Annotated in this window: 28 protein-coding genes; 22 read left to right on the top strand and 6 right to left on the bottom strand. The window is 68.2% G+C overall.

Annotated features, from left to right (window positions below):
* Positions 1–31 precede the first annotated feature (31 nt).
* From coxB to FHY06_RS33265, 6 genes are all read left to right on the top strand, one after another.
* Positions 32–1,210 (top strand): cytochrome c oxidase subunit II, encoded by a 1,179-nt coding sequence (gene coxB / locus FHY06_RS33285; RefSeq protein ID WP_019656113.1) that lies wholly within the window; start codon positions 32–34, stop codon positions 1,208–1,210.
* A 43-nt stretch (positions 1,211–1,253) separates the two neighbouring features.
* Positions 1,254–2,897: a cytochrome c oxidase subunit I gene (ctaD, locus tag FHY06_RS33280; RefSeq protein WP_019656112.1), complete on the top strand. Its 1,644-nt coding sequence runs from the start codon at positions 1,254–1,256 to the stop codon at positions 2,895–2,897.
* A gap of 28 nt (positions 2,898–2,925) precedes the next feature.
* Positions 2,926–3,039, top strand: a complete 114-nt coding sequence (locus FHY06_RS34775; protein WP_019656111.1) for a cytochrome oxidase small assembly protein — start codon at positions 2,926–2,928, stop codon at positions 3,037–3,039.
* A gap of 59 nt (positions 3,040–3,098) precedes the next feature.
* Positions 3,099–3,725 (top strand): cytochrome c oxidase assembly protein, encoded by a 627-nt coding sequence (locus tag FHY06_RS33275; protein WP_019656110.1) that lies wholly within the window; start codon positions 3,099–3,101, stop codon positions 3,723–3,725.
* The gene (locus FHY06_RS33270; RefSeq protein WP_019656109.1) at positions 3,722–3,940 is read left to right on the top strand and encodes a DUF2970 domain-containing protein; all 219 of its coding nucleotides are present in this window, start codon (positions 3,722–3,724) and stop codon (positions 3,938–3,940) included. Before FHY06_RS33275 ends, FHY06_RS33270 begins: the two co-directional genes overlap by 4 nt.
* A 69-nt stretch (positions 3,941–4,009) precedes the next feature.
* The gene (locus tag FHY06_RS33265) at positions 4,010–4,891 is read left to right on the top strand and encodes a cytochrome c oxidase subunit 3 (RefSeq protein WP_019656108.1); all 882 of its coding nucleotides are present in this window, start codon (positions 4,010–4,012) and stop codon (positions 4,889–4,891) included.
* A 145-nt stretch (positions 4,892–5,036) separates the two neighbouring features.
* Here the strand turns inward: FHY06_RS33265 and FHY06_RS33260 are convergent, their stop codons facing one another.
* Entirely contained in the window at positions 5,037–5,267 is a 231-nt protein-coding gene (locus tag FHY06_RS33260) for a twin transmembrane helix small protein (RefSeq protein ID WP_019656107.1), read from the bottom strand.
* 27 nt (positions 5,268–5,294) lie between these two features.
* On the opposite strand from FHY06_RS33260, the gene FHY06_RS33255 reads away from it, so the two are divergent.
* From FHY06_RS33255 to FHY06_RS33230, 6 genes are read left to right on the top strand one after another with little or no spacing between them, the layout of a single operon-like run.
* Entirely contained in the window at positions 5,295–6,170 is an 876-nt protein-coding gene (locus tag FHY06_RS33255; RefSeq protein ID WP_126184570.1) for an SURF1 family protein, read from the top strand.
* Positions 6,157–6,837 (top strand): SCO family protein, encoded by a 681-nt coding sequence (locus FHY06_RS33250; RefSeq protein ID WP_019656105.1) that lies wholly within the window; start codon positions 6,157–6,159, stop codon positions 6,835–6,837. Before FHY06_RS33255 ends, FHY06_RS33250 begins: the two co-directional genes overlap by 14 nt.
* A gap of 22 nt (positions 6,838–6,859) precedes the next feature.
* A complete protein-coding gene (locus tag FHY06_RS33245; protein ID WP_184607554.1) occupies positions 6,860–8,089 on the top strand; it encodes a COX15/CtaA family protein in 1,230 nt (409 codons plus the stop codon).
* Positions 8,086–8,991 (top strand): heme o synthase, encoded by a 906-nt coding sequence (cyoE, locus tag FHY06_RS33240; protein WP_184607553.1) that lies wholly within the window; start codon positions 8,086–8,088, stop codon positions 8,989–8,991. The genes FHY06_RS33245 and cyoE overlap by 4 nt, the downstream gene beginning before the upstream one ends.
* A 17-nt stretch (positions 8,992–9,008) precedes the next feature.
* Positions 9,009–9,629 (top strand): SCO family protein, encoded by a 621-nt coding sequence (locus FHY06_RS33235; protein ID WP_019656102.1) that lies wholly within the window; start codon positions 9,009–9,011, stop codon positions 9,627–9,629.
* Positions 9,630–9,645: 16 nt separating this feature from the next.
* Entirely contained in the window at positions 9,646–10,470 is an 825-nt protein-coding gene (locus FHY06_RS33230; RefSeq protein ID WP_184607552.1) for a DNA alkylation repair protein, read from the top strand.
* A gap of 58 nt (positions 10,471–10,528) precedes the next feature.
* On the opposite strand, the gene rpoH is transcribed toward FHY06_RS33230, so the two are convergent.
* A complete protein-coding gene (rpoH, locus tag FHY06_RS33225; RefSeq protein WP_019656100.1) occupies positions 10,529–11,470 on the bottom strand; it encodes an RNA polymerase sigma factor RpoH in 942 nt (313 codons plus the stop codon).
* Between the two features lie 98 nt (positions 11,471–11,568).
* Positions 11,569–12,033 carry an Mpo1 family 2-hydroxy fatty acid dioxygenase gene (locus FHY06_RS33220; RefSeq protein WP_184607551.1) on the bottom strand — a complete coding sequence of 155 codons (465 nt, stop codon included), beginning with the start codon at positions 12,031–12,033 and terminating at the stop codon, positions 11,569–11,571.
* Positions 12,034–12,218: 185 nt separating this feature from the next.
* Here FHY06_RS33220 and FHY06_RS33215 point away from each other — a divergent pair, with 185 nt between their 5' ends.
* Complete coding sequence (locus tag FHY06_RS33215) at positions 12,219–12,950, top strand: response regulator transcription factor (protein WP_019658586.1); 732 nt, start codon at positions 12,219–12,221, stop codon at positions 12,948–12,950.
* Entirely contained in the window at positions 12,947–14,776 is a 1,830-nt protein-coding gene (locus FHY06_RS33210; protein WP_184607550.1) for an ATP-binding response regulator, read from the top strand. The genes FHY06_RS33215 and FHY06_RS33210 overlap by 4 nt, the downstream gene beginning before the upstream one ends.
* 221 nt (positions 14,777–14,997) lie before the next feature.
* On the opposite strand, the gene ftsY is transcribed toward FHY06_RS33210, so the two are convergent.
* Positions 14,998–16,260 carry a signal recognition particle-docking protein FtsY gene (ftsY, locus tag FHY06_RS33205; protein ID WP_184607549.1) on the bottom strand — a complete coding sequence of 421 codons (1,263 nt, stop codon included), beginning with the start codon at positions 16,258–16,260 and terminating at the stop codon, positions 14,998–15,000.
* Between the two features lie 77 nt (positions 16,261–16,337).
* Between ftsY and FHY06_RS33200 the strand changes: the two genes are divergently transcribed.
* Complete coding sequence (locus FHY06_RS33200; protein WP_409327483.1) at positions 16,338–17,732, top strand: M16 family metallopeptidase; 1,395 nt, start codon at positions 16,338–16,340, stop codon at positions 17,730–17,732.
* Between the two features lie 15 nt (positions 17,733–17,747).
* A complete protein-coding gene (locus FHY06_RS33195; RefSeq protein WP_409327482.1) occupies positions 17,748–19,139 on the top strand; it encodes a M16 family metallopeptidase in 1,392 nt (463 codons plus the stop codon).
* 91 nt (positions 19,140–19,230) lie between these two features.
* Here the strand turns inward: FHY06_RS33195 and FHY06_RS33190 are convergent, their stop codons facing one another.
* A complete protein-coding gene (locus FHY06_RS33190; protein WP_184607548.1) occupies positions 19,231–20,145 on the bottom strand; it encodes a LysR family transcriptional regulator ArgP in 915 nt (304 codons plus the stop codon).
* A gap of 88 nt (positions 20,146–20,233) precedes the next feature.
* Between FHY06_RS33190 and FHY06_RS33185 the strand changes: the two genes are divergently transcribed.
* The 6 genes from FHY06_RS33185 (at position 20,234) to pxpA (ending at position 24,697) form a co-directional block, all read left to right on the top strand.
* On the top strand, positions 20,234–20,872 hold the full coding sequence (locus FHY06_RS33185) for a LysE/ArgO family amino acid transporter (protein WP_184607547.1): 639 nt from the start codon (positions 20,234–20,236) through the stop codon (positions 20,870–20,872).
* Positions 20,873–20,907: 35 nt separating this feature from the next.
* Positions 20,908–21,585 carry an RsmD family RNA methyltransferase gene (locus FHY06_RS33180; protein WP_184607546.1) on the top strand — a complete coding sequence of 226 codons (678 nt, stop codon included), beginning with the start codon at positions 20,908–20,910 and terminating at the stop codon, positions 21,583–21,585.
* Positions 21,586–21,628: 43 nt separating this feature from the next.
* A complete protein-coding gene (gene coaD, locus FHY06_RS33175; RefSeq protein ID WP_019658578.1) occupies positions 21,629–22,132 on the top strand; it encodes a pantetheine-phosphate adenylyltransferase in 504 nt (167 codons plus the stop codon).
* Positions 22,133–22,264: 132 nt separating this feature from the next.
* Positions 22,265–22,927 (top strand): 5-oxoprolinase subunit PxpB, encoded by a 663-nt coding sequence (gene pxpB / locus FHY06_RS33170; RefSeq protein WP_184607545.1) that lies wholly within the window; start codon positions 22,265–22,267, stop codon positions 22,925–22,927.
* A complete protein-coding gene (locus FHY06_RS33165) occupies positions 22,924–23,922 on the top strand; it encodes a 5-oxoprolinase subunit C family protein (protein ID WP_132753683.1) in 999 nt (332 codons plus the stop codon). Before pxpB ends, FHY06_RS33165 begins: the two co-directional genes overlap by 4 nt.
* Positions 23,923–23,962: 40 nt before the next feature.
* A complete protein-coding gene (pxpA, locus tag FHY06_RS33160; protein WP_184607544.1) occupies positions 23,963–24,697 on the top strand; it encodes a 5-oxoprolinase subunit PxpA in 735 nt (244 codons plus the stop codon).
* A gap of 31 nt (positions 24,698–24,728) precedes the next feature.
* Here pxpA and FHY06_RS33155 read toward each other — a convergent pair whose 3' ends face one another.
* Positions 24,729–25,655, bottom strand: coding sequence for a LysR family transcriptional regulator (locus FHY06_RS33155; protein ID WP_019658574.1), 927 nt, complete (start codon positions 25,653–25,655; stop codon positions 24,729–24,731).
* Between the last annotated feature and the right edge of the window lie 147 nt (positions 25,656–25,802).

Here is a 25,802-nt window from a genome sequence, read left to right as displayed (position 1 = left end):
TTGTCGAAAAAATTGAAGAAACGTGAACACGATGAAGAGCATTTGGCGCAATAAGTACAGGCCGGCGAATCTGTTGCTGGCGGCCGGCGCGGCTTTCAGCAGCGCGGCGCACGCAGTCAACGATCTGCCCGGCGGCCCTTCGGTGCGCCAGTTGAATCTTCCGGTCGGCGTGACCAAGATCGCTCAGGAGCAGCATCTGCTCCACACGATCATGATGATCCTGTGCACGGTCATCTTCGTCGGCGTGTTCGCGGTGATGTTCTATTCCATCTGGAAGCACCGCAAGTCGGTGGGCCACAAGGCCGCCAACTTCCATGAATCGGTGGTGGTCGAGGTCATCTGGACCATCGTGCCCTTCCTCATCGTCATCGTCATGGCGCTGCCCGCCACCAAGGTGCTGGTGGCCCAGAAGGACACCACCAACGCCGACCTCACGATCAAGACCACGGGCTACCAGTGGAAGTGGGGCTACGACTACCTCAACGGTGAAGGCGAGGGCCTCGCTTTCATCTCCACGCTCGACAGCTCGCAACGCGCCATGTCCGATGCGGGCGCCAAGGGCCAGATGCCCGACGACTACCTGCTCAAGGTCGACAACCCGCTGGTCGTGCCGGTGCAGAAGAAGATCCGCATCATCACCACCGCGAACGACGTGATCCACGCCTTCGCCGTGCCGCAGCTGGGCCTCAAGCAGGACGCCATTCCCGGCTTCGTGCGCGACACCTGGTTCCGCGCCGAAACCGTGGGCGACTACTACGGCCAGTGCCAGGAGCTGTGCGGCAAGGAACACGCCTACATGCCGATCCACGTGAAGGTGCTCTCGGCCGCCGACTACACGGCCTGGGTCGCCGCCAAGCGCAAGGAAGCCGCCGCCAAGCTCGACGACCCGACCAAGGTCTGGACCCTGCCCGACATGCTGGCGCGCGGCGAGAAGGTCTATGCCGCCAACTGCGCGGCCTGCCACCAGGCCAACGGCAAGGGTGCCGGTCCGATCAAGCCGCTCGATGGTTCGCCGAAGGTGACCGACGCCGACCACAAGGTTCAGCTGACGGTGCTGCTCAACGGCCAGAACAACGGCGCGATGCCTTCCTGGAAGCAACTGAGCGATACCGACCTCGCGGCCGTGGCCACCTACACCAAGAACAGCTGGTCGAACAAGACGGGCCAGCTGGTGCAGCCGGCCGAAGTGCTGGCCCTGCGCGCCAAGTGATGCGCGATCGCCCCGCGACGAAGAAATTGCAAGGAACCACGAAATGAGCGCAGTTCTCGACCCCCACGGTCACGCAGCAGGCCACGGCGACCACGCACACGACGATCACCACGATCACCATGCGCCCACCGGCTGGCGCCGCTGGGTGTTCGCCACCAACCACAAGGACATCGGCACGCTCTACCTGCTGTTCAGCTTCACGATGCTGATGGTGGGCGGCGTGCTTGCGCTCCTGATCCGTGCCGAGCTGTTCCAGCCCGGACTGCAACTGGTGAACCCCGAACTCTTCAACCAGTTCACCACCATGCACGGCCTGATCATGGTGTTCGGCGCGATCATGCCGGCCTTCGTGGGCTTCGCGAACTGGATGATCCCGCTGCAGGTGGGCGCATCCGACATGGCGTTCGCGCGCATGAACAACTTCAGCTTCTGGCTGCTGATCCCTGCGGCGCTGATGCTGGTGGGCTCGTTCTTCATGCCCGGCGGCGCGCCCGCCGCGGGCTGGACGCTGTACGCGCCGCTCACGCTGCAGATGGGCCCCTCGATGGACGCCGGCATCTTCGCGATGCACATCATGGGCGCGTCGTCGATCATGGGCTCGATCAACATCATCGTGACCATCCTCAACATGCGCGCCCCCGGCATGACGCTGATGAAGATGCCGATGTTCTGCTGGACCTGGCTCATCACCGCCTACCTGCTGATCGCCGTGATGCCCGTGCTCGCAGGCGCCATCACGATGACGCTGACCGACCGCCACTTCGGCACCAGCTTCTTCAACCCTGCCGGCGGCGGCGACCCGGTGATGTACCAGCACATCTTCTGGTTCTTCGGCCACCCCGAGGTCTACATCATGATCCTGCCGGCGTTTGGCATCATCAGCCAGGTGGTGCCGGCCTTCGCCCGCAAGAAGCTCTTCGGCTACGCCTCGATGGTGTACGCCACCTCGTCGATCGCCATCCTGTCGTTCATCGTGTGGGCTCACCACATGTTCACGACCGGCATGCCGCTGACCGGCCAGCTGTTCTTCATGTACGCGACCATGCTGATCGCGGTGCCCACGGCCGTGAAGATCTTCAACTGGATCGCGACCATGTGGCAGGGCTCGATGACCTTCGAGACGCCGATGCTGTTCGCCGTCGGCTTCATCTTCGTGTTCACCATGGGCGGTTTCACCGGCCTGATCCTGGCCGTCGCCCCCATCGACACGCAGCTGCAGGACACCTACTACGTCGTGGCGCACTTCCACTACGTGCTGGTGGCCGGCTCGCTGTTCGCCATGTTCTCGGGCTTCTACTACTGGGCTCCGAAGTGGACCGGCGTGATGTACAACGAGACGCGCGGCAAGGTGCACTTCTGGTGGTCGCTGATCTCGTTCAACGTGACCTTCTTCCCGATGCACTTCCTGGGTCTGGCCGGCATGCCGCGTCGCTATGCCGACTACCCGATGCAGTTCGCCGACTTCAATGCCGTCGCCTCGGTGGGCGCCTTCTTCTTCGGCTTCGCGCAGGTCTACTTCTTCCTGTTCATCGTGCTGCCCACGATGCGCGGCAAGGGCGAGAAGGCTCCGCAGAAGCCCTGGGAAGCGGCCGAGGGCCTCGAATGGGAAGTGCCTTCGCCGGCGCCTTTCCACACCTTCGAGAACCCGCCCAAGCTCGACGCGACCGCCACCAGGGTGATCGGTTGAGCGGATTCCCCGCACTTCGCACCGCACGATGACACCCGAACAGAAAAGGAACAACCGCCGCATGGGGCTCACGCTGGCCTCCATCGCGGTGGTGTTCTTCATCGGTTTCATCGTCCGCATGGTCTGGTTCAGCGGCCGCTGAACCGGCGCGCCGATCACGCGAAGCCAGCTTCAAGCAAGCAACGAACGGGAGCACAGCGCATGAGCCTCGGTCCACGCATCCGCCGCGCCAACGTCCGCATGGTCGGCAAGCTGGCCGTCGTGGCCTGCGGCATGTTCGCATTCGGCTACGCGCTGGTGCCGATGTACCGCGCGATCTGCGAGATGACGGGCATCAACATCCTCGCGCTCTCCGAGCTCGAGGTGCCGGGCGGCGCGAGCGGCGGCAAGAACGTGCGCGTGCCCGACAACACGCAGGTCGACAAGAGCCGCACCATCACGGTCGAGTTCGATTCCAACGTGCGCGGCGGCCTGTGGGACTTCAAGCCCGCGGAGCGGACCATCCAGGTGCACCCGGGCGAGCTCAACACGGTGATGTACGAGTTCCAGAACGTGCAGAACCGCCGCATGGCCGCGCAGGCCATCCCGAGCTACGCGCCGCAGCAGGCCGCGCCGTACTTCAACAAGCTCGAGTGCTTCTGCTTCAACCAGTACACGCTCGATCCGGGCGAGAAGAAGCAGTGGCCGGTCGCGTTCGTGATCGACCCGAAGATTTCCAAGGACGTGAAGACCATCACGCTGTCGTACACCTTCTTCGAGGTGGGCGGCAAGACGCCCGCGGCCCCGGTGGCCGCAGTTTCCGGCACCGCGAATGAGCCGCGCTCGTGACCGATCCGTCGAACCGGCCGAGGGCTTCGCTGTGGGACACGGTGAAGGCTGTGGGCTGGTCGTTCTTCGGCGTGCGCAAGAACAGCGCCTACCAGGAAGACCTGCGCAAGCTGAATCCGCTGCACATCATCGCGGTGGCGTTCGTGGCGGTGGTGGTCTTCGTGGTCGTGCTCGTGCTGGTGGTGCGCCATGTGGTCGCATCGGCCGGTGCCTGACGCAGAAGAAGCCTTCCACGGCAAGCAGAATCCATTGAACCGAGAGAAGAAAGAGAGCCAGGAGCTGATATGAGTTCAACCACCCACGGCACCACGCCCTACTATTTCGTGCCGGGCCCCTCGGCCTATCCGGTCTCGGCCGCGATCGGTTTGTTCTTCGTGATCCTGGGCGCCGCGCAATGGATCAACGGCCACGAGTGGGGCGCATGGTCCCTGCTGGTCGGCATGGTGATCTGGCTCGGCACCCTCTTCGCGTGGTTCCGCGCCGCCATCGGCGAGAGCGAGAGCGGCCAGTACGGCCACAAGATCGACCTCTCGTTCCGCTGGAGCATGAGCTGGTTCATCTTCTCCGAAGTGATGTTCTTCGGCGCGTTCTTCACCGCGCTGTGGTGGGCCCGCACCCATGCGCTGCCTACGCTCGGCAGCCTCGACAATGCGCTGCTGTGGCCCGACTTCAAGGCCGTGTGGCCCAGCGTCGCGCCCGGCGCCACCGCTTCGCCGGCGGGCATCGTCGAGCCCTTCCAGACCGTCGGCCCGTTCTGGCTGCCCACGATCAACACCGCGCTGCTGCTGAGCTCGGGCGTCACGCTCACGATCGCCCACCACGCGCTGCGCGCCGGCCATCGCGCGCAGACCATCCGCTTCATGTGGCTCACCGTGCTGCTGGGCGTGATCTTCCTGGGCGTGCAGGGCTACGAGTACCACCACCTGTACACCGAGCTGAACCTCAAGCTCAGCTCGGGCACCTACGGCTCCACCTTCTTCATGCTGACCGGCTTCCACGGCCTGCACGTGTTCATCGGCATGCTGATGCTGCTGTTCATCACGCTGCGCCTGCGCAAGGGCCACTTCACGCCCGAGCGCCACTTCGGCTTCGAGGGCGCGGCCTGGTACTGGCACTTCGTGGACGTCGTCTGGCTCGGCCTGTACCTGCTGGTCTACTGGCTTTGAGCCGGGAAGCCAAGCCCTGTCACCCTTGCTTCATCGTGCGGCAGCGCTTCGCGATGGCATTTCATTGGTGACAGACGCTGGCGGCATTCCAGAAAAAAGGCGCCGGAAGGCGCCTTTTTCTTGGTTCTCCTGGCACGAGCATCATCTACTTGCCGAGCGGGAGCCCGGTTGGCTGGATGTATCCGAACTTCCAGGCGAGCAGCATGCAGAGGAACAAAAACACCGAGAGGCCGATCCGAAAGGTGAGCGCGCGCGCCATGCCGCCGCTCTTGGCGCGCCCGTTGCGCCCGTCCTTCAGCATGAAGTACAGGGCAAACGCGAGGCTCGCGAAGATGCCCACGAACACCAGGGCGACGAAGTATTTCATGACCCGCATTATCGGCCGCACCCCCCGTCCCCTCCAGTGAATCCCGTACCCCTGTATCCCGAAGAACGCCCACGCCGGGGCCGCTTCCTTGTCATCACCATTGCCGCCGCGATGACCGTGTCGGCCACCATTTCGCTCGGCCGCTGGCAGCTTTCGCGCGCCGCTCAGAAGGAGGCGCTGCAAGCCAGCATCGACGCCGAGAAGCAGAAGCCGCCGCTGACGCAGGCCGAGTTCCTCGCGCTCGACAAGGGCTCCGATGCGCTGCACCGTGCGGTGCGCCTTCGCGGCCTCTGGCTGACGCCGCAGACCGTGTACCTCGACAACCGCCAGATGCACGGCACGCCCGGCTTCTACGTGCTGACGCCCTTCGCCCTCGAGGGCACCGAGCAGACGGTGATGGTGCAGCGCGGCTGGATCCAGCGCAATTTCGTCGACCGCACGAAGCTGGAGCCGGTCGAGACGCCGGCGGGCATCGTGGAAGTGACCGGCCTCATCGAGCCGCCGCCGAGCCATCTGCTGGAACTGGGCTCCTCCGCTGCGGCGCCCACGGCCGCCGCTTCTGCTGCCGCTCCTTCGCCTGCCGCCGCCGCTTCGGCCCCCGAGGCCCAGGCCGCCGCTGCGGCACCGGTCGCCGAAGGGTATTCGCCCATCCGGCAGAATCTCGACCTGGAGGCCTTCCGTGCCGAGACCAAGCTGCCGCTGCGCACCGACGTGTCGCTTCAGCAGAGCGGCCCGGCTTCCGAGGGCCTGCAGCGCGACTGGCCGGCCCCGGCGCTGGGCCTCGAGAGGCACTACGGTTACGCATTCCAGTGGTTCGGCCTGTCGGCCCTCGTCGTCATTCTCTATGTCTGGTTCCAATTCATCACGCCCCTCCGCCGCGCAAGGCGCCGCGCACGCGATGGCCGCTTCTGACGAGCCGCTGGGCCTGACGGTGCATTCGATGCCGTCGCCCAACCAGGCGCTCGACGGTGCGGAGGGCCGGCGCACGGCCATGGGGCGCTGGAAGATGATCGCGGTGATGCTGATGTGCGCCTCGCCGGTCATCGCCTCCTACTTCACCTACTACGTGATCCGGCCCGAGGGGCGCAGCGTCTACGGCGAGTTGATCGACCCGCAGCGCGAGCTGCCGAAGCTCACCGCCACCGACCGCAGCGGCGCGCCGGTGGAACTGAGCACGCTCAAGGGACAGTGGCTGCTGGTGACGGTGGCCGATGCCGCATGCGACACGCTTTGCGAGCAGCAGCTCTACCTGGCGCGGCAGCTGCGCGAGAGCCTGGGGCGCGAGAAGGACCGCATGGACCGCGTCTGGCTGGTGAGCGATGCCGCTCCCGTGCCCGAGCGCCTGGACAACGGCCTGCACGGCGCGACCGTACTGCGCGTGCCGGCCGACCAGCTGGCGAAGTGGCTTGCACCCGCGCAAGGCCACTCCCTGGCCGAACACCTGTACGTGGTCGACCCCATGGGCAACTGGATGATGCGCTTTCCCGCCCGCATGGACGTCGCCGGCGCCGGCCGCGCCAAGCGCGACCTCGACCGCCTGCTGCGCGCTTCGGCGTCGTGGGACGAGCCCGGCCGCTGACGAAAGAAACGACGGACGCCGCATGGACAGTACGAGCTCGCTCTACGACCTGACGCCCATCGCCTGGCTCATGGCGGTCGGCGTCCTGATCGCGCTCGGGCCGCTGGTGTGGGTGTGGCGCCGCAATGCCGGCAGCGGCCCCGCGCGGCGGCTGCATGCGCTGACGGTGCTCACGCTCTTTCTCACCTTCGACCTCACGCTGTTCGGCGCCTTCACGCGGCTCACCGATTCGGGCCTGGGCTGTCCCGACTGGCCCGGCTGCTACGGCAACGCCAGCCCGCACGGCGCGCGCCACGAGATCGCGATGGCGCAGTCGGCGCAGCCGACCGGACCGGTGACGCACAGCAAGGCGTGGGTCGAGATGGTCCATCGCTACCTGGCCACCGGCGTTGGCGTGCTGATCCTCACGCTCGCCGTGGCCACCTGGATCGTCCGCCGCCGGCAGCGCTTCGCTCCGCCTTCCCCGACGGACGGAAGCGGGCACCATGCCACGCTGAGCGCCTGGTGGCCGGCCTTCACGCTGGTCTGGGTGTGCCTGCAGGGAGCCTTCGGCGCTCTCACGGTGACGTGGAAGCTGTTCCCGGCCATCGTCACGCTGCACCTGCTGGGCGCGGTGGTGCTGCTGGCGCTGTTGTGCATCCAGGCCGTCCACTACAGGCAGGCCGCGGCCGACCGGCTGCCCACCCCCGTGTCGCCCGCGCTGCGCAACGGCCTCATCGCGACCACCGTGCTGCTCGTGCTGCAGATCGCGCTGGGCGGCTGGGTCAGCACCAACTATGCAGTGCTGGCCTGCACGCAGTTCCCGACCTGCCAAGACAGCTGGTGGCCGCCCATGAACTTCGCCCAGGGCTTCGAGATCTGGCGCCACCTGGGCGTGACCGGTGACGGCCAACCGCTCGATTTTTCCGCGCTCACCGCCATCCACTACGCGCATCGGCTGATGGCCTATGCGGTGTTCGTCGCGCTCGGCGTGCTGGCCTGGCGCATGCGCCGCATCGGCGCGCTGCGGCCGCAGGCGCGATGGCTCGCCGGCCTCGCGCTGCTGCAGCTGGCCACCGGACTGGGCAACGTGCTGCTGGGCTGGCCGCTGGCCGCGGCCGTGCTCCATACCGGCGGCGCGGCGGCGCTCGCCGTGGTGCTCACCTGGGCGCTGCGCGAGAGCCGGCGCGCCCCGGCAGCGCGGTCTGCGCATGCCGGCGAAAATACGGCAGGTCACAACAACAGTCAGCGTCAGAGGAAGGCCGCCGCGTGAGCACCCCGATTTCCGTTCAGCAAACCGCCAGCACCAACGTGCTGCGCCAGTACTACGCGCTGACCAAGCCGCGCGTGGTGCAGCTGATCGTGTTCTGCGCGCTGATCGGCATGGTGCTGGCCATTCCCGGGCTGCCCTCATGGGCGGAACTGAAGCGCGCGGCCGTGGCCTGCATCGGGATCTGGCTGGTGGCCGGCGCCGCCGCGGCGTTCAACTGCCTGGTCGAGAAGGGCATCGACGCGAAGATGAAGCGCACCGCCTGGCGCCCCACGGCGCGCGGCGAGCTCAGCGACAGGCAGGCGCTGGTGTTCTCGGCGCTGCTGTGCGCGGCGGGTTCGGCGCTGCTGTGGGTCCTGGTCAATCCGCTGACCATGTGGCTGACTTTCGCCACCTTCGTGGGCTATGCGGTGATCTACACCGTGATCCTCAAGCCGCTCACGCCGCAGAACATCGTGATCGGCGGCGCCTCGGGCGCGATGCCGCCGGTGCTGGGCTGGGCCGCGATGACGGGCAGCCTCGATCCGGGGGCGTGGATTCTCTTTCTCATCATCTTCCTGTGGACGCCGCCGCACTTCTGGGCGCTGGCCCTCTACCGCGTGGAGGACTACCGCAAGGCAGGCCTTCCGATGCTGCCCGTGACGCACGGCAACGAGTTCACGCGGCTGCAGGTGCTGCTCTACACCTTCATCCTTTTCGCGGCCTGCCTGATGCCCTTCATCCACGGCATGAGCGGCTGGCTGTACCTGGCGGTGGCGGTCGCGGTGAGCATCGGGTTCACCGGCTACGCGTTCGCGCTGTGGCGCAACTACTCCGACACGCTGGCGCGCAAGACCTTCCGTTTCTCGCTGATCCACCTGAGCGTGCTGTTCCTGGCGCTGCTCGTGGATCACTACATCCAGTGAGTGAGCATCAAGTTTCAATGAACAAGCGCAACGCTCTTCGGCTGATGGCTGCAGGCGCAGGCTGGGCAGGCATCAGCGCCGCGCTCGGCCTGGGCCTTGCGGCGTGCAGCGAAGAAACCAGACAGAGCTTCAATGCCGTCGACATCACCGGCGCCGACTACGCCAAGAACTTCTCGCTGAAGGATGCCGACGGCAAGGTCCGCACCCTGGCCGACTTCAAGGGCAAGCTGGTCGTGCTGTTCTTCGGCTACGCGCAGTGCCCGGACGTCTGCCCGACCACCATGACCGAGATGGCGCAGGTCAAGCAGCAGCTCGGCAAGGACGGCGACAAGCTGCAGGTGCTGTTCATCACCGTCGACCCGGCGCGCGACACGCCCGAGGTGCTCAAGGCCTACATGGGCGCGTTCGACCCGAGCTTCGTCGCGCTGATTCCCACGGCCGACGAACTCGCAGCCGTCGCGAAGGACTACAAGGTCTACTACAAGAAGGTCGACGGCAAGACGCCGACCAGCTACTCGATGGACCACTCCGCCGCCAGCTACGTCTACGACACGCAGGGCCGGCTGCGGCTCTACGCGCGCTACGGCGCGGGCGTGGCGCCGATGGTGTCCGACCTGAAGACGCTGCTGGCTTCCTGAGAGGGGCCGCCGCCTGATGTCCGCCACCGATCCGCTCGGGCACCTGAAGGGGCGCAAGGGCGCCTTCCGCATCGCGCTCATCCCGCCCGAGGTGCTCGATGCCCTCAACGACGGGCTGATCGAAACCGTCAACCTCAACGAGTTCCTCGCGCTCGAACTGCCGCGGCTGGCGCGCAGCGTTGCGGGCCACATCGGCCTCGATGCGCAGAGCGAGCGGCTGGCCGACACGATCGCGATGCTGGGCGCCTTCAAGCCGATGCAGCGGCATGGGCACATCGCCCGCGCCCTCTACGACCTGGCCGCGCTGCACGACGAGCGTGATGCCGTCGCGCACCGGCTGGCCACCCATGCGAGCGACGTGGCGCGCTGCTGGGCGGCGCAGTGGGTCACGCTTTCGGGCCTGCCGCTGGCGGCGCAGCTGGAGTCGGTGCGCCGATTCGCGGCCGACCCGCATTTCGGCGTACGCGAGATCGCGTGGATGGCGGTGCGCGACGCGGTGAATGCATCGCTCGACGAAGCGCTGTTGCTGCTGCAGCCGTGGGTGCTCGATGCGGACCCCAACATCCGCCGCTTCGCCAGCGAACTCACGCGGCCGCGCGGCGTGTGGTGCGCGCAGATCGAGGCGCTCAAGGCCGAGCCCTGGCGCGCCCTGCCGCTGATCGAACCGCTGCGCGCCGACACCAACCGCTATGTGCAGAACTCGGTGGCGAACTGGCTCAACGATGCGAGCAAGAGCCAGCCCGAGTGGGTCGACAAGCTCTGCGCACGATGGCTGGCGGAGTCGGATGCCGCCGAGACCCGCTACATCGCGAAGCGGGCGCTGCGGACGCTCTCGAAATGAAAAAAGCCCGGCAGGGCCGGGCTTCGTTCGTGAAGGGCAGGAGGGAAGAAGGAAAGGCTTACGCGTATTCCGCGAGCGCCTTCTTCATCTTCTTCATGGCCGCCACCTCGATCTGGCGGATGCGCTCGGCGCTCACGCCGTACACGGCAGCCAGGTCGTGCAGCGTCATGCCGCCCGAACCGTCGTCGTTGACCTTGAGCCAGCGCTCTTCAACGATGCGGCGGCTGCGGTCGTCCAGCGCTTCGAGCGCGGTCGCGATGCCGTCGCTCGACAGGCGGTCGCGCTGCTGCGACTCGAGCAGGGCGGTGGGTTCCTGCGAGGCATCGGCCAGGTAGGCGATCGGGCCGAAGGCTTCGTCGCCGTCGTCGGTCGGGCCCGGATCGAGCATCACGTCGCCGCCGGAGAGGCGGGTTTCCATCTCGAGCACTTCCTCGGGCTTCACGTTCAGGCGGGTCGCCATCTGCGAGACCTCATCGGGGCTCAGGGTGTCGCGGTGCGTGCCGGTGTCGGCAAGGGCCGAGTCGGCCTTGAAGCCCTGCTTCATCGAGCGCAGGTTGAAGAACAGCTTGCGCTGCGCCTTGGTCGTCGCGACCTTGACCATGCGCCAGTTCTTCAGGATGTACTCGTGGATCTCGGCCTTGATCCAGTGCATCGCGTAGCTCACGAGCCGCACGCCCTGGTCGGGGTCGAAGCGCTTCACGGCCTTCATGAGGCCGACGTTGCCTTCCTGGATCAGGTCGCCGTGCGGCAGCCCGTAGCCCAGGTACTGGCGGGAGATGGAAACCACGAGGCGCAGGTGCGAAAGAACCAGCGCGCCGGCGGCTTCGAGATCGTTGTGGTCGCGCAGCTTGCGTGCGTAGCCCTGCTCTTCCTCGAGCGTGAGCATCGGCAGGCGGTTGGCGGCCGAAATGTAGGCGTCCAGGTTGCCCAGCGGGGGAACCATCGACCAGGGGTTGGCGACGGCCAGCTGGTTTGCAGAGACTCCAGACAGGGTTGTCATCAGGGGAAACTCCTTTGTGTTGGCCATATTAGCACTCGGTTAGAGGGAGTGCTAATCCAAGGGTTCCCTTGAATTTCTATCGCCGGAATAGCCAAAGCCTACCAGCGGATGCCAAGTCTTAGGAACAGCTTGGACAACACGAAAAGGGGACCGACCCAGAGATATTGGATGTCTTCGAAGAACGATGGCTTCTTGCCTTCGATCTTGTGGCCCACGAACTGGAAGACCCAGGCCACTACAAAGATAGCGGCTGAAACCGGCAATACAAGTCCCCCGAGCGCATGAACCACCACCAGCGCCAGGGCGGTCAGGACGAGCATGGCCGCCAGGAAGGCCGGGGCCTTCAGCAGCACGTAGTAGACGAGGCTGGCGGCCACGAAGAGATAGGCCACCCAGGGGTGGATCGAGAACAGCAGCCCGACGATGCTCAGCATGATGGCCGGGATGGCCACGAAGTGAATCAGCTCATTGGTCGGATTGCGGTGGCTTTCCTCGTAATGGGCGAGCAGGCGATCGACCTTGCGGTCGCTGGCTTCGAGGGGAGCGGCGGCTGTGTGCGTCATGGCGAGTCTCCGTGGGCGCCGTGCGATGCGGCGGGACTTTCCATGGTGCCCACAGAGAAGCCCGATGGCAAGCGCGCATGCCATGTGAAAATGCTATCAAATAAGTAGCATAAAGAACTACAGCCACGCCGGTTGCCATTACTTTTTGCACTGTCACCAGAAGGTTGCACGGCTAAGATCGGCAGGTGCCTCCCTTCGACTCTCCTCCCGCCTCCCGATCGCCGGCCGCGGAGTCCGGTACGGCCGCCCGCACGCCTCGGGCGATCCTGGTCGTTGACGACCACGACCTGCTGCGCCTGGGCGTCTGCGCCCTGGTACAGGCCCAGTCCGGTCCCTCCGACGCGCGCATCGAAGTCTTCGAGGCCAGCAACGTCGCCGACGCGCTGCGGCTCTACGAAGCCAACCAGTCTTCCATCGGGCTGGTGCTGCTCGACCTGGCGCTTCCCGACACCCATGGCCTCAGCGGCCTGGCCGAGTTCCGGATGCGCTTTCCCGAGGCGCGCATCGTGGTGCTCTCGGGTACCGGCAACAGCACCCTGGCCCAGGGCGTGCTCGCGCTGGGCGCGGCCGCCTTCCTGCCGAAATCGGCGGACCTGAAGGAGGTCGTGAGCTTCATCCGCGCCTGCGGCCTGCTCGATGGCGGTCCCGACACCACGCAACAGCAGCAACCGGCGGCAGGCTCGGCCATGCCCGGCAAGGCGCTCAGCGGCTACGCCGAGTTCGCCCACGCCAGCGCCTGGCAGGAACTCACGCCGCGGCAGATGCAGGTGCTGCAATGGGTGCTGGAAGGCAAGGCCAACAAGGAGATCGCCCAGCTCGCGAACCTGAGCGAAGGCACGGTGAAGAACCATGTCTCGACCATCCTGCTGCTCTTCGGCATGCGTTCTCGCGCCCAGCTGATCAGCACCCTGCATTGAGCGTGCAGCCCGCCGCGCCGACCGCCCCGACCGCCGACCACGCGCTCGGCCTGCGGGTGCTGCGCGAGCACGTCGCCTCGGTCTACAGCACCTACAGCGCCTCGACGCTCACGCACATGGCCTTCGTGGTCGTGTTCGGCAGCATCATCTATTCGCAGCTGAAGGACCCGAGCCTTCTGTTCTGGCTTGCAGGCCTGCTGATGGCCGACGTCTACGTCTTCTTCACGCCGCGCTGGACGCCGTCGCGGCCGGTGCGCGAGAGCGCCTACTGGGCGCGCAAGATCTCGCGCGTGGTCACGCTGGTGAGCATGGTCACGGCGGTGGTGCCGTGGCTCATCGTGCCGCACAACAACCTGCCGATGACCTCGCTTCTGATGGCGGTGATCGTCGGCAGCTGCGCGCGGGCGGCGCAGTCGCTGTGGCCGCTGAAGCCGGCGCTCTTCGGCTACACCATGCCGATGTCGCTGGGGATGATCACCGCGCTGGCCTGGCAGGGCGACGGGCTGCACCTGTTCCTGGCGGCGGCCGGGGCGGCCTACCTGCTGCTGACGCTCCATGCCGGTATCGGCCAGCACAGGCTGCTGACCGAGTCGCTGATGCTGCGTTTTGAGAACGAGGCGCTGGCCGCGCGGCTCGGCGAGCAGATTGCCGCCACCGAGCGCGCGAGCGAAGAGAAGACCCGCTTCCTCGGCACCGCCAGCCACGACCTGCGCCAGCCGCTGCACGCCATCGCGCTCTTCGGCGCCGCCCTCGAGAACGAGCTGCGCGACCGCCCCGAAGGCCGCAACGCCGAGCGCCTGATGCGCGCGGTGAACGCGCTGGGCGCCTCGCTCGACACCATGCTCGACGTCTCGCGCCTGGACGCCGGCGTGATCACGCCAGCGCCCCAGCCGGTGCAGCTCGATGCGCTGTTCCTGCCGCTCAACCACACCTTCGCGGCACGCGCCGAGCAGAAGGAGCTTCAGCTGCGCGTGCGCGCCAGCGGCCTGTGGGTGTACAGCGACCCGCAGCTGCTGCACCGCATGCTGTCGAACCTGATGGACAACGCGCTGAAGTACACGATGCGCGGCGGCGTGACCGTCACGGCGCGGGAGCGCGGCGAGTCGGTGTGGATCGAGGTGCGCGACACCGGCATCGGCATCGCGCCCGAGCAGTCGGGCCGGATCTTCGAGGAGTTCTACCAGATCAACAATCCGGGCCGCGACCGCTCGCGGGGGCTGGGCATCGGGCTGTCGATCGTGCAGCGGCTGTCGCGGCTGCTGGGCCATCCGGTCCAGATGCATTCGCGCCCGGGGCGGGGCACGCATTTCCGGGTGGTGGTGCCCGTCGCGAGCGCCCCCGAGCGGGCACCGGCCGGGCTGCTGCCGGCCTCCCTGTCCGGGGCGAGTGCCGGTGAGCGCAGGGCGCCGACGCTGGCGCTGCCCGGCCGCGTGCTGCTGCTCGACGACGAACTGGAGATCCGCGAGGCCATGATGGGCCTGCTGCGCTCCCATTCCATCGACGCCCAGGCCGTGGCGAACGAGGCTGCCGCCGATGCCGCCCTGCGCCATGCTGCACGCGAAGGGCGGCCCTTCGACCTGCTGATGTGCGACTACCGCCTGGCCGACGGCGTCGATGGCCTCGATGCAGGTCTGCGCCTGAGCCAGTCCGACGGCGCGGCGATGCCGCTGCTGCTCATCACCGGCGAGACCTCGCCAGACCGGCTGCAGCGCGTGCGCGAGTCGCAGGTACCGGTGCTCTTCAAGCCGGTGGTGGCCGACCAGCTGTTGCAGGTGATGGCCGAGCTCAAGGTTGCCGGACAGCTCGGGCCGGCCTCGGCCGGTTAGCCTGCAATTGAATTCTTTTCTATTATTTTTGACGCCAGAAGCGGTACATAGGCGTTGTCTTCTGCGCTCCCCATGACTTTCGACACTGGTGGATGGGGGCACGGTGACCTATCTTCACTGCATCGCGTTTCCGCGACAGGAGTAGGTAGGGGAGAGAGAAAAAGTGATCGGCCCCGGCGCAAGCCGGGGCCGTTTTTTTCTTGTCGGCCTGTCCGGCCGGCTTATCCCAGCAGGGCCTGCGCGAATTCGCGGGCGTTGAAGGTTTCGAGGTCTTCCAGCTTCTCGCCCACACCGATGAAGTAGACCGGAATCGGCTTTTCCCGCGCGATGGCGCACAGCACGCCGCCCTTGGCTGTGCCATCGAGCTTGGTCACGATCAGCCCGGTGAGGCCCAGCGTCTCGTCGAAGGCCTTGACCTGCGCCAGCGCGTTCTGGCCGGTGTTGCCGTCGATCACCAGCAGCACCTCGTGCGGCGCCGTGCCGTCGGCCTTGGTGACGACGCGCTTGATCTTCTTGAGCTCGTCCATCAGGTGCAGCTGCGTCGGCAGGCGGCCGGCCGTGTCGACCAGCACCACGTCCTTGCCGCGGGCCTTGCCGGCGTTCACCGCGTCGAAGCTCACGGCCGACGGGTCGCCGCCTTCCTGGCTCACGATCTCGACGGTGTTGCGGTCGGCCCAGACCAGCAGCTGCTCGCGCGCCGCCGCCCGGAAGGTGTCGGCCGCCGCCAGCAGCACCGAGGCGCCTTCGTCGGCCAGGTGCTTGGTGAGCTTGCCGATGGAGGTGGTCTTGCCCGCGCCGTTGACGCCGGCCACCATGATCACGGTGGGCGTGAACTGGCCGATGACCAGCGGCTTCTCGAGCGGCTTCAGCAGGTCGGCCACGGTCTCGGCCAGCAATGCCTTGACCTGCGAGGCGTCGGTGGCCATCTGGCGCTTGACGCGGCCGCGCAGGTCGTCGAGCAGGAACTCGGTCGCCTTCACGCCGGTGTCGGCCATCAGCAGGGCGGATTCGAGTTCCTCGTACAGATCCTCATCGATCTTCGCGTTGACGAACACGGCCTGGATGCCGGTGCCGGTCTTGCGCAGGCCGGTCTTGAGCTTGTCGAACCAGCCCTTGCGCTCGGTGGCGATGGCGGCGGGTTCGGCAACCGGCGCGGCGGCGACTGGAGCCGGCGCGGGTACGGGTACGGGGGCGGGGGCGGGTGCCGCGGGCGCAGGGGGTGGGGAGGGCGGCACGACCGGGGCTGCGGCCGGTGACGGTGACGGTGCCACCGTGGGGGCAGGGCCTTGCGCGGGCGCCGATGGGGCGACGGGCGCTGGCGCCGGCTTTTCTTCCGCCGCCGGCTTCGAGCCGAACCAGCTCGAAGGCGAGAACACCGAGCGCGATGGCGCGGGTTCAGGTGCAGGCGCAGCCGGGGCCGGCGGGGTGGCTGCCGGCGCTTCGGTCGCCTCGGGAGGCGGTTTTTTCTTGAAGAAACTGAACATCGGGAGCTTTTTACAATCCGAGCCATTCTATGAAACACCTCCCGCCACGCCGTGCTGCGTCTGGTGCGGTGCTGGCGATGGCGCTCCTGGCGCCGTGGGCCGTGCCTGCCCAGGCCCAATCCGCCCCGCCTTCCGCCGCCGCAGCAGCAGCGGCTCCCGGTCCCCAGCAATTCACGCTCGCCAACGGCATGACGCTGATCGTCCAGCCCGACCGGCGCTCGCCCACGGCGGTGCAGATGGTCTGGGTCCGCGTCGGCTCCATCGACGAGGTCGACGGCACCTCCGGCGTGGCCCATGCGCTCGAACACATGATGTTCAAGGGCACCAAGGACATCAAGCCCGGCGAGTTCTCCCGCCGCGTCGCCGCCCTCGGCGGCCAGGAGAACGCCTTCACCACCCGCGACTACACCGGCTACTACCAGCAGATTCCGGTCGGCAGCCTCGAGCAGGTGATGAAGCTCGAATCGGACCGCTTCGCCAACAACCAGTGGCCCGACGACGAGTTCAAGCGCGAGATCGAGGTGGTCAAGGAAGAGCGCCGCCTGCGCACCGAAGACCAGCCGCGCGCCCTGCTCGGCGAGCAGCAGAACGCCGCTGTCTTCACCGCTTCTCCCTATCACCGCCCCGTGGTCGGCTGGATGAGCGACCTCGACGCCATGACGCCCGATGACGCGCGCGCGTTCTTCAGGCAGTGGTACGTGCCCGCCAACGCCGTCGTCGTGGTGGCCGGTGACGTCGACGTGGCGCAGGTGCGCGCCATGGCCGAGAAGTACTACGGCCGGATCCCCGCGCGCGCCGTGCCCGCACGCAAGCCGCGCATCGAGCCGGCGCAGCGCGGCATCCGCCGCATCGAGCTGAAGGCGCCGGCCGAGCAGGCCTACGTGTCGCTCGCCTTCCGCGTGCCGCAGCTCGCCAGCATCGACGACGTGAACAGCGACGCCTGGGCGCTGGTGGTGCTCTCGGCAGTGCTCGACGGCTATTCCGGCGCCCGGCTCGACCGCGCGCTGACCCAGGGGCCCGACCGCGTCGCCGATTCGGCCGGTGCGTACTCGGGCTTCATCGGACGCGGCCCGCAGCTCTTCGTGCTCGACGGCGTTCCGGCCGCCGGCAAGAGTGCGGAGGTGGTCGAGGCCGCGCTGCGCGCCCAGGTCGCGCGCATCGCCAAGGAAGGCGTGGGCGAGGCCGAACTGGCCCGCGTCAAGACCCAGTGGGTGGCGAGCGAGACCTACAAGCGCGACTCCGTGATGGCGCAGGCGCGCGAACTCGGCAGCAACTGGATCCAGGGCCTTCCGCTGGACGCCAGCGAGCGCATCGTCGCGCGGCTGCAATCCGTCACGGCCGCCCAGGTGCAGGCCGTGGCCGCCAAGTACTTCGGCGACGACCAGCTCACCGTCGCCACGCTGCGTCCCCTGCCGCCCGAGTCCAAGCCGCGCGGCCGCGGTTTCGCCGCCCCCGCGGGCGAGATGCGCTGAAAGGTCACCATTCCCATGCAGAACACTCTCATGAAGACCGCGCGCCGCGCCTTGCTCGCCGGCGTCGTCGCCGTGGCGGGCATCTCGGGCGCGCAGGCCGCGCTGCCTATCCAGCACTGGACGCTGGCCAACGGCGCCAAAATCTACCTGGTGTCGACCAACGCGCTGCCGATCGTGGATGCGCAACTCGACTTCGATGCCGGCAGCCGCCGCGACCCTGCCGCGCAGGCCGGCCTGGCCAGCGTGACTGCGACCATGGTCGAGAAGGGCGTGCGCGCCGGCAGGAACGGCGAGCCCGCGCTCGACCAGAACGCCCTGGGCGAGGCCTGGGCCGATCTGGGCGCGAGCTTCGACGTGAGCGCGGGCACCGACCGCACCAGCTATTCGCTGCGCTCGCTGTCCGATCCGGCGCTGCTGAACAAGGCGGTGGCGCTCGCAGCACGCGAGATCGGCGAGCCCTCCTTCCCCGACGACGTATGGCAGCGCGAGCGCGAGCGCATCAACGCCGCCATCAAGGAGGCCAACACCAAGCCCGCCACAGTGGCCGGCCGCGCTTTCGCGGCCGATGTCTACGGCGTGCATCCCTACGGCCAGGAAGTGAAGGAGGAGACGCTCGCGCGCATCGACACCGCCGCCATGCGCCAGCGCTACCAGCAGCTCATCGTGCCGTGCCGCGCGAAGCTCAGCATCGTCGGCGCCGTCACGCGCGCGGAGGCCGAAACCATCGCCACCACGCTGCTGTCGCGCCTGCCCGGCCCGGAAGCCTGCACGCCGCTGCCGGCTATCGCACCGGTGGCTGCCCTGACCGCGCCGAAGGACGAGCGCATCGCCTTCGATTCGGCGCAGGCCCACGTGCTCATCGGCCAGCCCGGCTATCCGCGCAAGGACCCGGACCACTTCGCACTCACGCTGGGCAACTACGTGCTGGGCGGCGGCGGTTTCGTCTCGCGCCTGATGAACGAGGTGCGGGAGAAGCGCGGCCTCACCTACAGCATCTACAGCGGCTTCGCGCCTGGGCTCGAGGCGGGCGCGTTCCGCGTCGGCTTCCAGACCCGGCCCGACCAGGCCGAGGAGGCCGTCAAGGTGTCGCGCGAGGTGCTCGCGAAGTTCGTGGCCGAGGGCCCGACCGCTGCCGAGCTGAAGGCCGCCAAGGACAACCTGATCGGCGGCTTCCCGCTGCTCCTGGACAGCAACCGCAAGCTGATCGGCAACATCGCCAACATCGCCTGGCACGACCTGCCGCTGGACTACCTCGACACCTGGACCGCGCGCATGAACGCGGTCACCGCCGCCGACGTGAAGGCCGCCTTCCAGCGCAAGCTGCAGCCCGAGCGGATGGTGACGGTGGTGGTGGGCGGCAAGGAAGCCAAGACCGCCAAGGCGCAGCCGCAGACGGCTTCGCAGTGATCTCCTTCCCCTCCTGCGGGGCACCGCGGAGCCGGCCTTGCCGGGCTGCCGCTGTCGCCGCGGCGAGGGGACGGCGCAGACTGGGGGCGCGCTACTCCAGGGCGTGCGGACCGCTCGTAGCGGCCGCGCGCACCGCGGCGCCGAGACGCTGCAGCAGCTTCGGCGCAGCGCGCGCGTGCTGCCAGTAGAGCGGCACCGGCAGCATCGAATCGGGCACCAGCTCGACCAGTCTTCCCTCCTTCAGCGCCCCGGCCACCATGCTGACCGGGTGCATGCCCCAGCCCATGCCCGAGCAGGCCGCCTCGACGAAGGCAGTGGGCGAGGGAATCCAGTGCCTGGGCGTCTCGACGTTGCGGTGGCAGATGCGCCGCACCCAGCGCGCCTGCAATCTGTCCTTGCGGTCGAACACGAGGCTGGGCGCGCTCGCCAGCGTGCGCGCGCCCACGCCCTTGGCGAAATGCTCACGCACGAAACCGGGGCTGGCGGCAGCGACGTAGCGCATGGTGCCCAGCGCCTCGCTGTTGCAGCCGGCCACCGGCTGCGCCAGCGCGGTGACTGCCGCGAGCACCGCGCCGCTGCGAAGCCGCTCGGCGGTGTGGTCCTGGTCGTCCACCGTGAGGTCGAGCAGCGCGCCCGGCTCCTGCGCAGTGAAGGCCGCCGCGGCGGCGATGAACCATGTCGCGAGCGTGTCGGCGTTGACCGCCACGCGGATCGTGACGCGCTCGCCGCCGGCCTCGTCGCCGCCCATGCCCAGGGCGGGCAGGGCATCGCGCAGCTCGTGCTCCAGCATGCCCACGCGCTCGATATGCCGGCACAGCTGCTGGCCGGCCTCGGTCGCCACGCAGGGCTGGCCGCGCACCAGCAGCGCGCCGCCGGTGCGTTCCTCCAGCTGCCTGATGCGCTGCGACACCGCGGAAGGCGTGACGTGCAACGCGCGCGCCGCGCGTTCGAAGCTGCCTTCGCGCACCACGGCGGCGAGGGCGTTCAGGGCGGCGTAGTCGAGCATGGGCGGTCCTCAAGAAATGAAGAAAAACTGAATCTGCTTAAGAAAGTTTAGTTTGAATTAATGTGCAGCGGCCGGCATCCTCCGACGGATGCAAGCCGTACACGCCACCACCGCCCTCGCCAACGGGTTCTTCATGAGCCTGGTCCTCATCGTCGCCATCGGCGCACAGAACGCCTACGTGCTGCGCCAGGGTCTGCGACGCGAGCACGTCGGCGCGGTGGTGCTGTTCTGCGCAGCCAGCGACGCGGTGCTGATCGGCGCCGGCGTGGCGGGCATGGCGCAGGCGCTGAACGGGCGGCCGATGCTGGCCACGGTGCTCGCGGCGTTGGGGGCAGCCTTTTTGTGCGCCTACGGACTCAGGGCGCTGTGGCGCTCGCGGCAGCCGGCTGCGCTGCAGGCCTCGGCGCAGGGCGCTTCGTCGCTCTCTCGCGCGGCGGTGGTGGCGCAGGCGGCGGGCTTCACGCTGCTGAACCCGCACGTGTACCTCGACACGGTGCTGCTGGTGGGCAGCGCCGGCGCGCAGTATGCGGGCCTGCTCAAGGTCTGGTTCGTGGCGGGCGCTGCCATGGCGAGCGTGCTGTGGTTCACCTCGCTGGGCTTCGGCGCGCGGCTGCTCGCGCCGGTGTTCGCGAAGCCCCGCGCCTGGCAGATGCTCGACGCGCTCATCGGCGGCACCATGCTCGTGCTGTCGGCGATGCTGCTGCGGCGCGCGTGGGCGGGGGCTTGAGAGGCCGGCGGATTTGGCGGCGTTAAGCTCGCCGCATGCCCCAGCACCAGAAGAAAGCAGCCTCACCCTCCCGATCCGCACCTGCCGGCAACAAGCCCAAGCCGGCGGTGAAGCGCCCCTCCAAACCCAGCGAGGTGCGCATCATCGGCGGCGAATGGAAGCGCACCCGCCTGGCCGTGGCCGACAAGCCCGGCCTGCGTCCCACGCCCGACCGCGTGCGCGAGACCCTCTTCAACTGGCTTGCGAGCCTGGCCGGCGCCGGTGGCGGCGAGCTTCCCGGCTGGCGGTGCGTCGATGCCTTCGCGGGCACCGGTGCGCTGGGTTTCGAGGCCGCCTCGCGCGGCGCGGCCAACGTGCTGCTGTGCGAGCAGGACCCCGCGCTCGTCGCGCAGATGCAGGCGATCAAGACCAAGCTCGAAGCCGAGGCCGTTCGCGTCGAGCGCGGCAACGGCGTCACCGCGCTCGAGCGCGTGCCCGCGGGCAGCCTCGACGTCGTCTTCCTCGATCCGCCCTTCGACAACCTCGCGCTCTACGAGCCCGCGCTTCGTGCCGCGGCGCGTGCGCTGCGCCCCGAGGGTTCCGTGTATCTCGAGGCCCCGCGCCGCTGGAGCGGCGAGGAGCTCGCGGCCCTGGGCCTCGCCGAGTTCCGCTACCTGAAGGCCGGCGCCGTGCATGCCCATCTGCTGCGGCCCGCCGCGCAGGGGACTGCATAATCCGCCGGACAAGCCGCACCGGCAGCATGAGGAAGAAGCAACCATGGCCAGCAACGTCATCGCGGTTTATCCCGGCACTTTCGATCCCATCACCCTCGGTCACGAGGACGTGGTGCGCCGTGCCACCCAGCTCTTTTCGAAGGTGATCGTCGCCGTCGCGGCGGGCCATCACAAGAAGGCGCTTTTCACTCTTTCCGAACGCATCGACATGGCCCGCGAGGCCGTGAAGCCCTACAGCGACCAGGTGTCCGTCGAGAGCTTCTCGGGCCTGCTGCGCGACTTCGTCGTCGCGCGCGGCGGCAAGGCCATGGTGCGCGGCCTGCGCGCCGTGACCGACTTCGACTACGAGTTCCAGCTCGCCGGCATGAACCGCTCGCTGATGCCCGACGTGGAAACCGTCTTCCTGACGCCGAGCGACAAGTACCAGTTCATCTCCAGCACCTTCGTGCGAGAGATCGCGATGCTCGGCGGCGAGGTCCACAAGTTCGTCTCTCCCAACGTGGAGCAGCAGCTGGCGGCGAAGGTCCGCAGCCTTGGGCGTGAGTAAGTTCTCCCCCAGGCTGCGCGCACTTCGTGTCGCTTCGCCAACCCCCTCGCCGGGGGCGACACCGGTGGCCCTGCAAAGCCGGTTCCACGGTGTCCCACGAATGGTTCACGCCGAACTGCGAGCGGGTGTGAGGTGAGCGGCACGCCCTCGCCCCGCCTGCATCTGCTGGGCGACGCAGCACTGCTGTGCGACCTGCCCGCGCCCGCCACGCTTGCGCAGCAGCAGCGCATCTGGGCGCTGGCCGAGCATGCGCGGGAGTGGCCCGGCATCGGGGAGACGCTGCCGGGCATGAACAACCTGACGCTCACCTTCGATCCGACCGTGATCGATCTGGACACGCTCACTGCCTACGTGCTCGAGGCCTGGCCGAAGCTGTCCGCCGGCGTTGTCAGCGGCCGGCTGGTCGAGATCCCGGTGGCCTATGGCGGCGAGCACGGGCCCGACCTGGGCGACGTCGCGGCGCACACCGGCCTCACGCCGGCCGAGGTGGTGCGGCGCCACACCGGAGCCGAGTACGTCGTCTATCTGCTGGGCTTCCTGCCCGGCTTCAGTTTCATGGGCGGACTGCCGCCCGAACTCGCCACGCCGCGGCGTGCCGAGCCGCGTCTTGCGGTGCCGGCGCGATCGGTCGGCATCGGCGGCGAGCAGACCGGCATCTATCCGCTGGTGTCGCCGGGCGGCTGGCAGCTGATCGGCCGCACGCCGCTGGAGCTGTTCGATCCCGCGGCCGAGCCGCCGACGCTGCTGCGTCCCGGCGACCGCGTGCGCTTCGTGGCCGAGAGCGTGCAGACATGATCGCCATCCGCAAACCCGGCGTGCTCGCCTCGGTGCAGGACCTGGGCCGCCACGGCCATCGCCAGCTCGGCATCTGCCCGGGCGGCGCGCTCGACGTGCTCGCGCTCACGCTGGCCAACCGGCTGGTGGGCAATGCCGATCGCGCGGCGGGGCTGGAGCTCACCATGGGCGGCTGCGAGCTGCAGTTCGAGGCCGACACGCGCATTGCCTTCACCGGGGACGACTTCGGTGCCACCCTCGACGGCGTGCCACTGTGGCCCTGCTGGAGCGTGCCGGTCGCGGCCGGCCAGACGCTCAGGCTCGCGGGCGCCAATGCGTCCGGCACGAGGAAGTCCGGCGTGCGAAGCTGGCTGGCGGTGGCGGGTGGTATCGACGTGCCGCCGGTCCTCGGCTCGCGCAGCACCGATCTCAAGGCAGGCTTCGGCGGCCTCCAGGGCCGCGCACTGCGCAAGGGCGACCGGCTGCCGACCGGCGTTTCGGCGCTCGATGCCGCGCAGCGCGAACGCCGGCCCTTCGGCATCCGCGGCCCCGACTGGGGCCCGGCCGAGGACGATGGCGCCATTGCGCTGCGCGTGCTGCCCGGCCCCGAGTTCGAACTGTTCACGCTGGCCGCGCGCGAGCAGCTCTGGGGCGAGCGCTGGCGCATCACGCCGCAGAGCAACCGCATGGGCAGCCGGCTCGAAGGCGCCGAGCTCAAGCGCAAGCGCAGCGGCGACATGCTTTCCTCCGGCGTGATCCCCGGCACGATCCAGGTGCCGCCTTCGGGCCAGCCGATCATCCTGATGGGCGACGCGCAGACCACCGGCGGCTATCCGCGCATCGGCGTGGTCATCCGCGCCGACCTCTGGAAGCTCGCGCAGGCGCCGCTCAACGGCAGGCTGCGCCTCGTGCAGGTCGACCAGCCGCAGGCGCTGGCCGCATGGGCCGACCAGCAACGCTACCTCTCGCAGGTGGCGCAAGGGCTTGCGGCTGCGGGCTGGCCGGCGGCGTCATAGACTGGGCTGAAACCGAGAGAGAAAGAAAGGACCCCTCGCCATGCAGATCGACCTCAACGCGGACCTCGGCGAAGGCGCCGGCAACGACGAAGCGCTGCTCGCGCTGGTGAGCTCCGCCAACATCGCCTGCGGCTGGCACGCCGGCGATGCGAAGACCATGCAGCAATGCGTGCGCTGGGCGATGCGCAACGGCGTGGCCATCGGCGCGCACCCCAGCTTTCCCGACCGCGAGAACTTCGGCCGCAGCACCATGCACCTGCCGCCCGAGGAGATCGTCGCCAACGTGCTCTACCAGGTGGGCGCGCTCGCGGCCATCGTGAAGGCCGAAGGCGGCAGGCTCTCGCACGTGAAGGCCCACGGCCAGCTCTACAACCAGGCCGTGAAGGAGCCAGAACTCGCCGATGCGCTGTGCGAGGCCGTGCGCCGCTTCGACCCCTCGCTCAGGTTCTTCGGCCTCGCGGGCAGCAACATGATCGACGCGGCCCGCCGCGCCGGCCTCGAACCCGTGGAAGAGGTGTTCGCCGACCGCGGCTACATGCCCGACGGCAGCCTCGTGCCGCGCAGCCAGCCCGGCGCGCTGATCGAGAGCGAGGAGCAGTCCCTCGCGCAGACCCTCTCGCTGGTGCGCGACCGCCGCGTGACCGCCATCGACGGCAGCGTGGTGCCGGTCAATGCGCAGACCGTCTGCCTGCACGGCGACGGCGCCCATGCGCTGGCCTTCGCGCGTCGCATCCGCGAGCGGCTGGAGGCCGAGGGCATCGCGGTGCGCGCCTGAAGGCATTTGGCGCCCCTCGCCACGACGGGCATCAGCCAGCCAGGTTGACGACCCAGCTTTCCCCCGCTTCGACGCAGTACTCGCCCACCACGGCGCGCGTCAGCCTGGCGACCGCCTGAGCTGCCGGCGCGGTGTCTCGCAGGTGGGCCACGGTGATCGTCATGGGCGGCAGTGCAGGGCCGCCGCGCTCTTCGAGGTAGCCTGCGCCGAGCTCGTCGCGCACGAAGATCGGCGGTATCGCCGCCACGCCGAAGCCGCCCTTGGTCAACTGGATGATCGACTGCACCGAGGGGAAGCTGCACACGCGCGGCTCCGTTGAGCGGCCGGCGAACAGGGCGCGCACGTGGGCGCGCGGCCCCGAGGTGCGAGAGAAGGTGAGCAGCGGAACGCGTTCCAGGTCCTCAATTTCCAGGTCGCGGTCCTTCGGCAGCATCGCGGGGCGCGCGATCCACCGCATCGGGAAGCGGCACAGCGGCGCGATCGCGGTCTCGCCGTCGCCGGCGGCCTCGGGCATGTCGTCGTTCTGGATCAGCAGGTCGAACCTGCGCTGGCGGAACTGCTCGCGCAGGTTGTGGGCCGTGTCGACCGTGATGTCGGGCTCGATGGCCGGCAGCCGCTCGCTCAGCGCCTGGATCAGCTGCGTGAGCCAGGTGTGGACCACCGTCTCGATGACGCCGATGCGCACCCGTCCCGAGGGCGGCGCGTCGGGGCGGACCGAGAGCTTGAGCTGGCGCTCCAGCGTGAGCATCTGCTCGGCCTGGCTGACCACCTGCTCTCCGATCATGGTGAGCTTGAAAGCGCGCTGCGACCGATCGACGAGCGAGACGCCCAGCTCCTCTTCCAGCGCCTCGATCCGCTTGGACACCGCCGCCTGGGTGGTGCAGAGGACCTGGGCCGTCTGGCGAAAGCTCCTGAGCCGGTCGAGCATGACCAGCGTTTCGAGAAAACGCGTGTTCATTGGTGAATCTTCTCCCTGAGTGACCGGCTTGTTGAGTTTTTGTTATCAATTTGTTCAACAAAAACTCGTTCGACAGCTGTCGGGGGCGCATGTTTTCATAAAGCCGTCATCCAGACAAAGAGGTGGAACCCTCCCCGGAACGGCCGC

It is taken from the genome of Variovorax atrisoli, from assembly GCF_014195185.1.
Classification (GTDB): Bacteria; Pseudomonadota; Gammaproteobacteria; order Burkholderiales; family Burkholderiaceae_C; genus Variovorax; species Variovorax atrisoli.
This window is presented reverse-complemented; position numbering and strand designations above follow the sequence as displayed.

Bases quoted from the DNA above. Each gene is read 5' to 3' on its own strand.
- coxB (WP_019656113.1), top strand. From the start codon at position 32: ATGAAGAGCATTTGGCGCAATAAGTACAGGCCGGCGAATCTGTTGCTG.
- ctaD (WP_019656112.1), top strand. From the start codon at position 1,254: ATGAGCGCAGTTCTCGACCCCCACGGTCACGCAGCAGGCCACGGCGAC.
- FHY06_RS34775 (WP_019656111.1), top strand. From the start codon at position 2,926: ATGACACCCGAACAGAAAAGGAACAACCGCCGCATGGGGCTCACGCTG.
- FHY06_RS33275 (WP_019656110.1), top strand. From the start codon at position 3,099: ATGAGCCTCGGTCCACGCATCCGCCGCGCCAACGTCCGCATGGTCGGC.
- FHY06_RS33265 (WP_019656108.1), top strand. From the start codon at position 4,010: ATGAGTTCAACCACCCACGGCACCACGCCCTACTATTTCGTGCCGGGC.
- FHY06_RS33260 (WP_019656107.1), bottom strand. From the start codon at position 5,267: ATGCGGGTCATGAAATACTTCGTCGCCCTGGTGTTCGTGGGCATCTTC.
- FHY06_RS33250 (WP_019656105.1), top strand. From the start codon at position 6,157: ATGGCCGCTTCTGACGAGCCGCTGGGCCTGACGGTGCATTCGATGCCG.
- FHY06_RS33245 (WP_184607554.1), top strand. From the start codon at position 6,860: ATGGACAGTACGAGCTCGCTCTACGACCTGACGCCCATCGCCTGGCTC.
- FHY06_RS33235 (WP_019656102.1), top strand. From the start codon at position 9,009: ATGAACAAGCGCAACGCTCTTCGGCTGATGGCTGCAGGCGCAGGCTGG.
- FHY06_RS33230 (WP_184607552.1), top strand. From the start codon at position 9,646: ATGTCCGCCACCGATCCGCTCGGGCACCTGAAGGGGCGCAAGGGCGCC.
- rpoH (WP_019656100.1), bottom strand. From the start codon at position 11,470: ATGACAACCCTGTCTGGAGTCTCTGCAAACCAGCTGGCCGTCGCCAAC.
- FHY06_RS33220 (WP_184607551.1), bottom strand. From the start codon at position 12,033: ATGACGCACACAGCCGCCGCTCCCCTCGAAGCCAGCGACCGCAAGGTC.
- ftsY (WP_184607549.1), bottom strand. From the start codon at position 16,260: ATGTTCAGTTTCTTCAAGAAAAAACCGCCTCCCGAGGCGACCGAAGCG.
- FHY06_RS33200 (WP_409327483.1), top strand. From the start codon at position 16,338: ATGGCGCTCCTGGCGCCGTGGGCCGTGCCTGCCCAGGCCCAATCCGCC.
- FHY06_RS33195 (WP_409327482.1), top strand. From the start codon at position 17,748: ATGCAGAACACTCTCATGAAGACCGCGCGCCGCGCCTTGCTCGCCGGC.
- FHY06_RS33190 (WP_184607548.1), bottom strand. From the start codon at position 20,145: ATGCTCGACTACGCCGCCCTGAACGCCCTCGCCGCCGTGGTGCGCGAA.
- FHY06_RS33185 (WP_184607547.1), top strand. From the start codon at position 20,234: ATGCAAGCCGTACACGCCACCACCGCCCTCGCCAACGGGTTCTTCATG.
- FHY06_RS33180 (WP_184607546.1), top strand. From the start codon at position 20,908: ATGCCCCAGCACCAGAAGAAAGCAGCCTCACCCTCCCGATCCGCACCT.
- coaD (WP_019658578.1), top strand. From the start codon at position 21,629: ATGGCCAGCAACGTCATCGCGGTTTATCCCGGCACTTTCGATCCCATC.
- FHY06_RS33165 (WP_132753683.1), top strand. From the start codon at position 22,924: ATGATCGCCATCCGCAAACCCGGCGTGCTCGCCTCGGTGCAGGACCTG.
- pxpA (WP_184607544.1), top strand. From the start codon at position 23,963: ATGCAGATCGACCTCAACGCGGACCTCGGCGAAGGCGCCGGCAACGAC.
- FHY06_RS33155 (WP_019658574.1), bottom strand. From the start codon at position 25,655: ATGAACACGCGTTTTCTCGAAACGCTGGTCATGCTCGACCGGCTCAGG.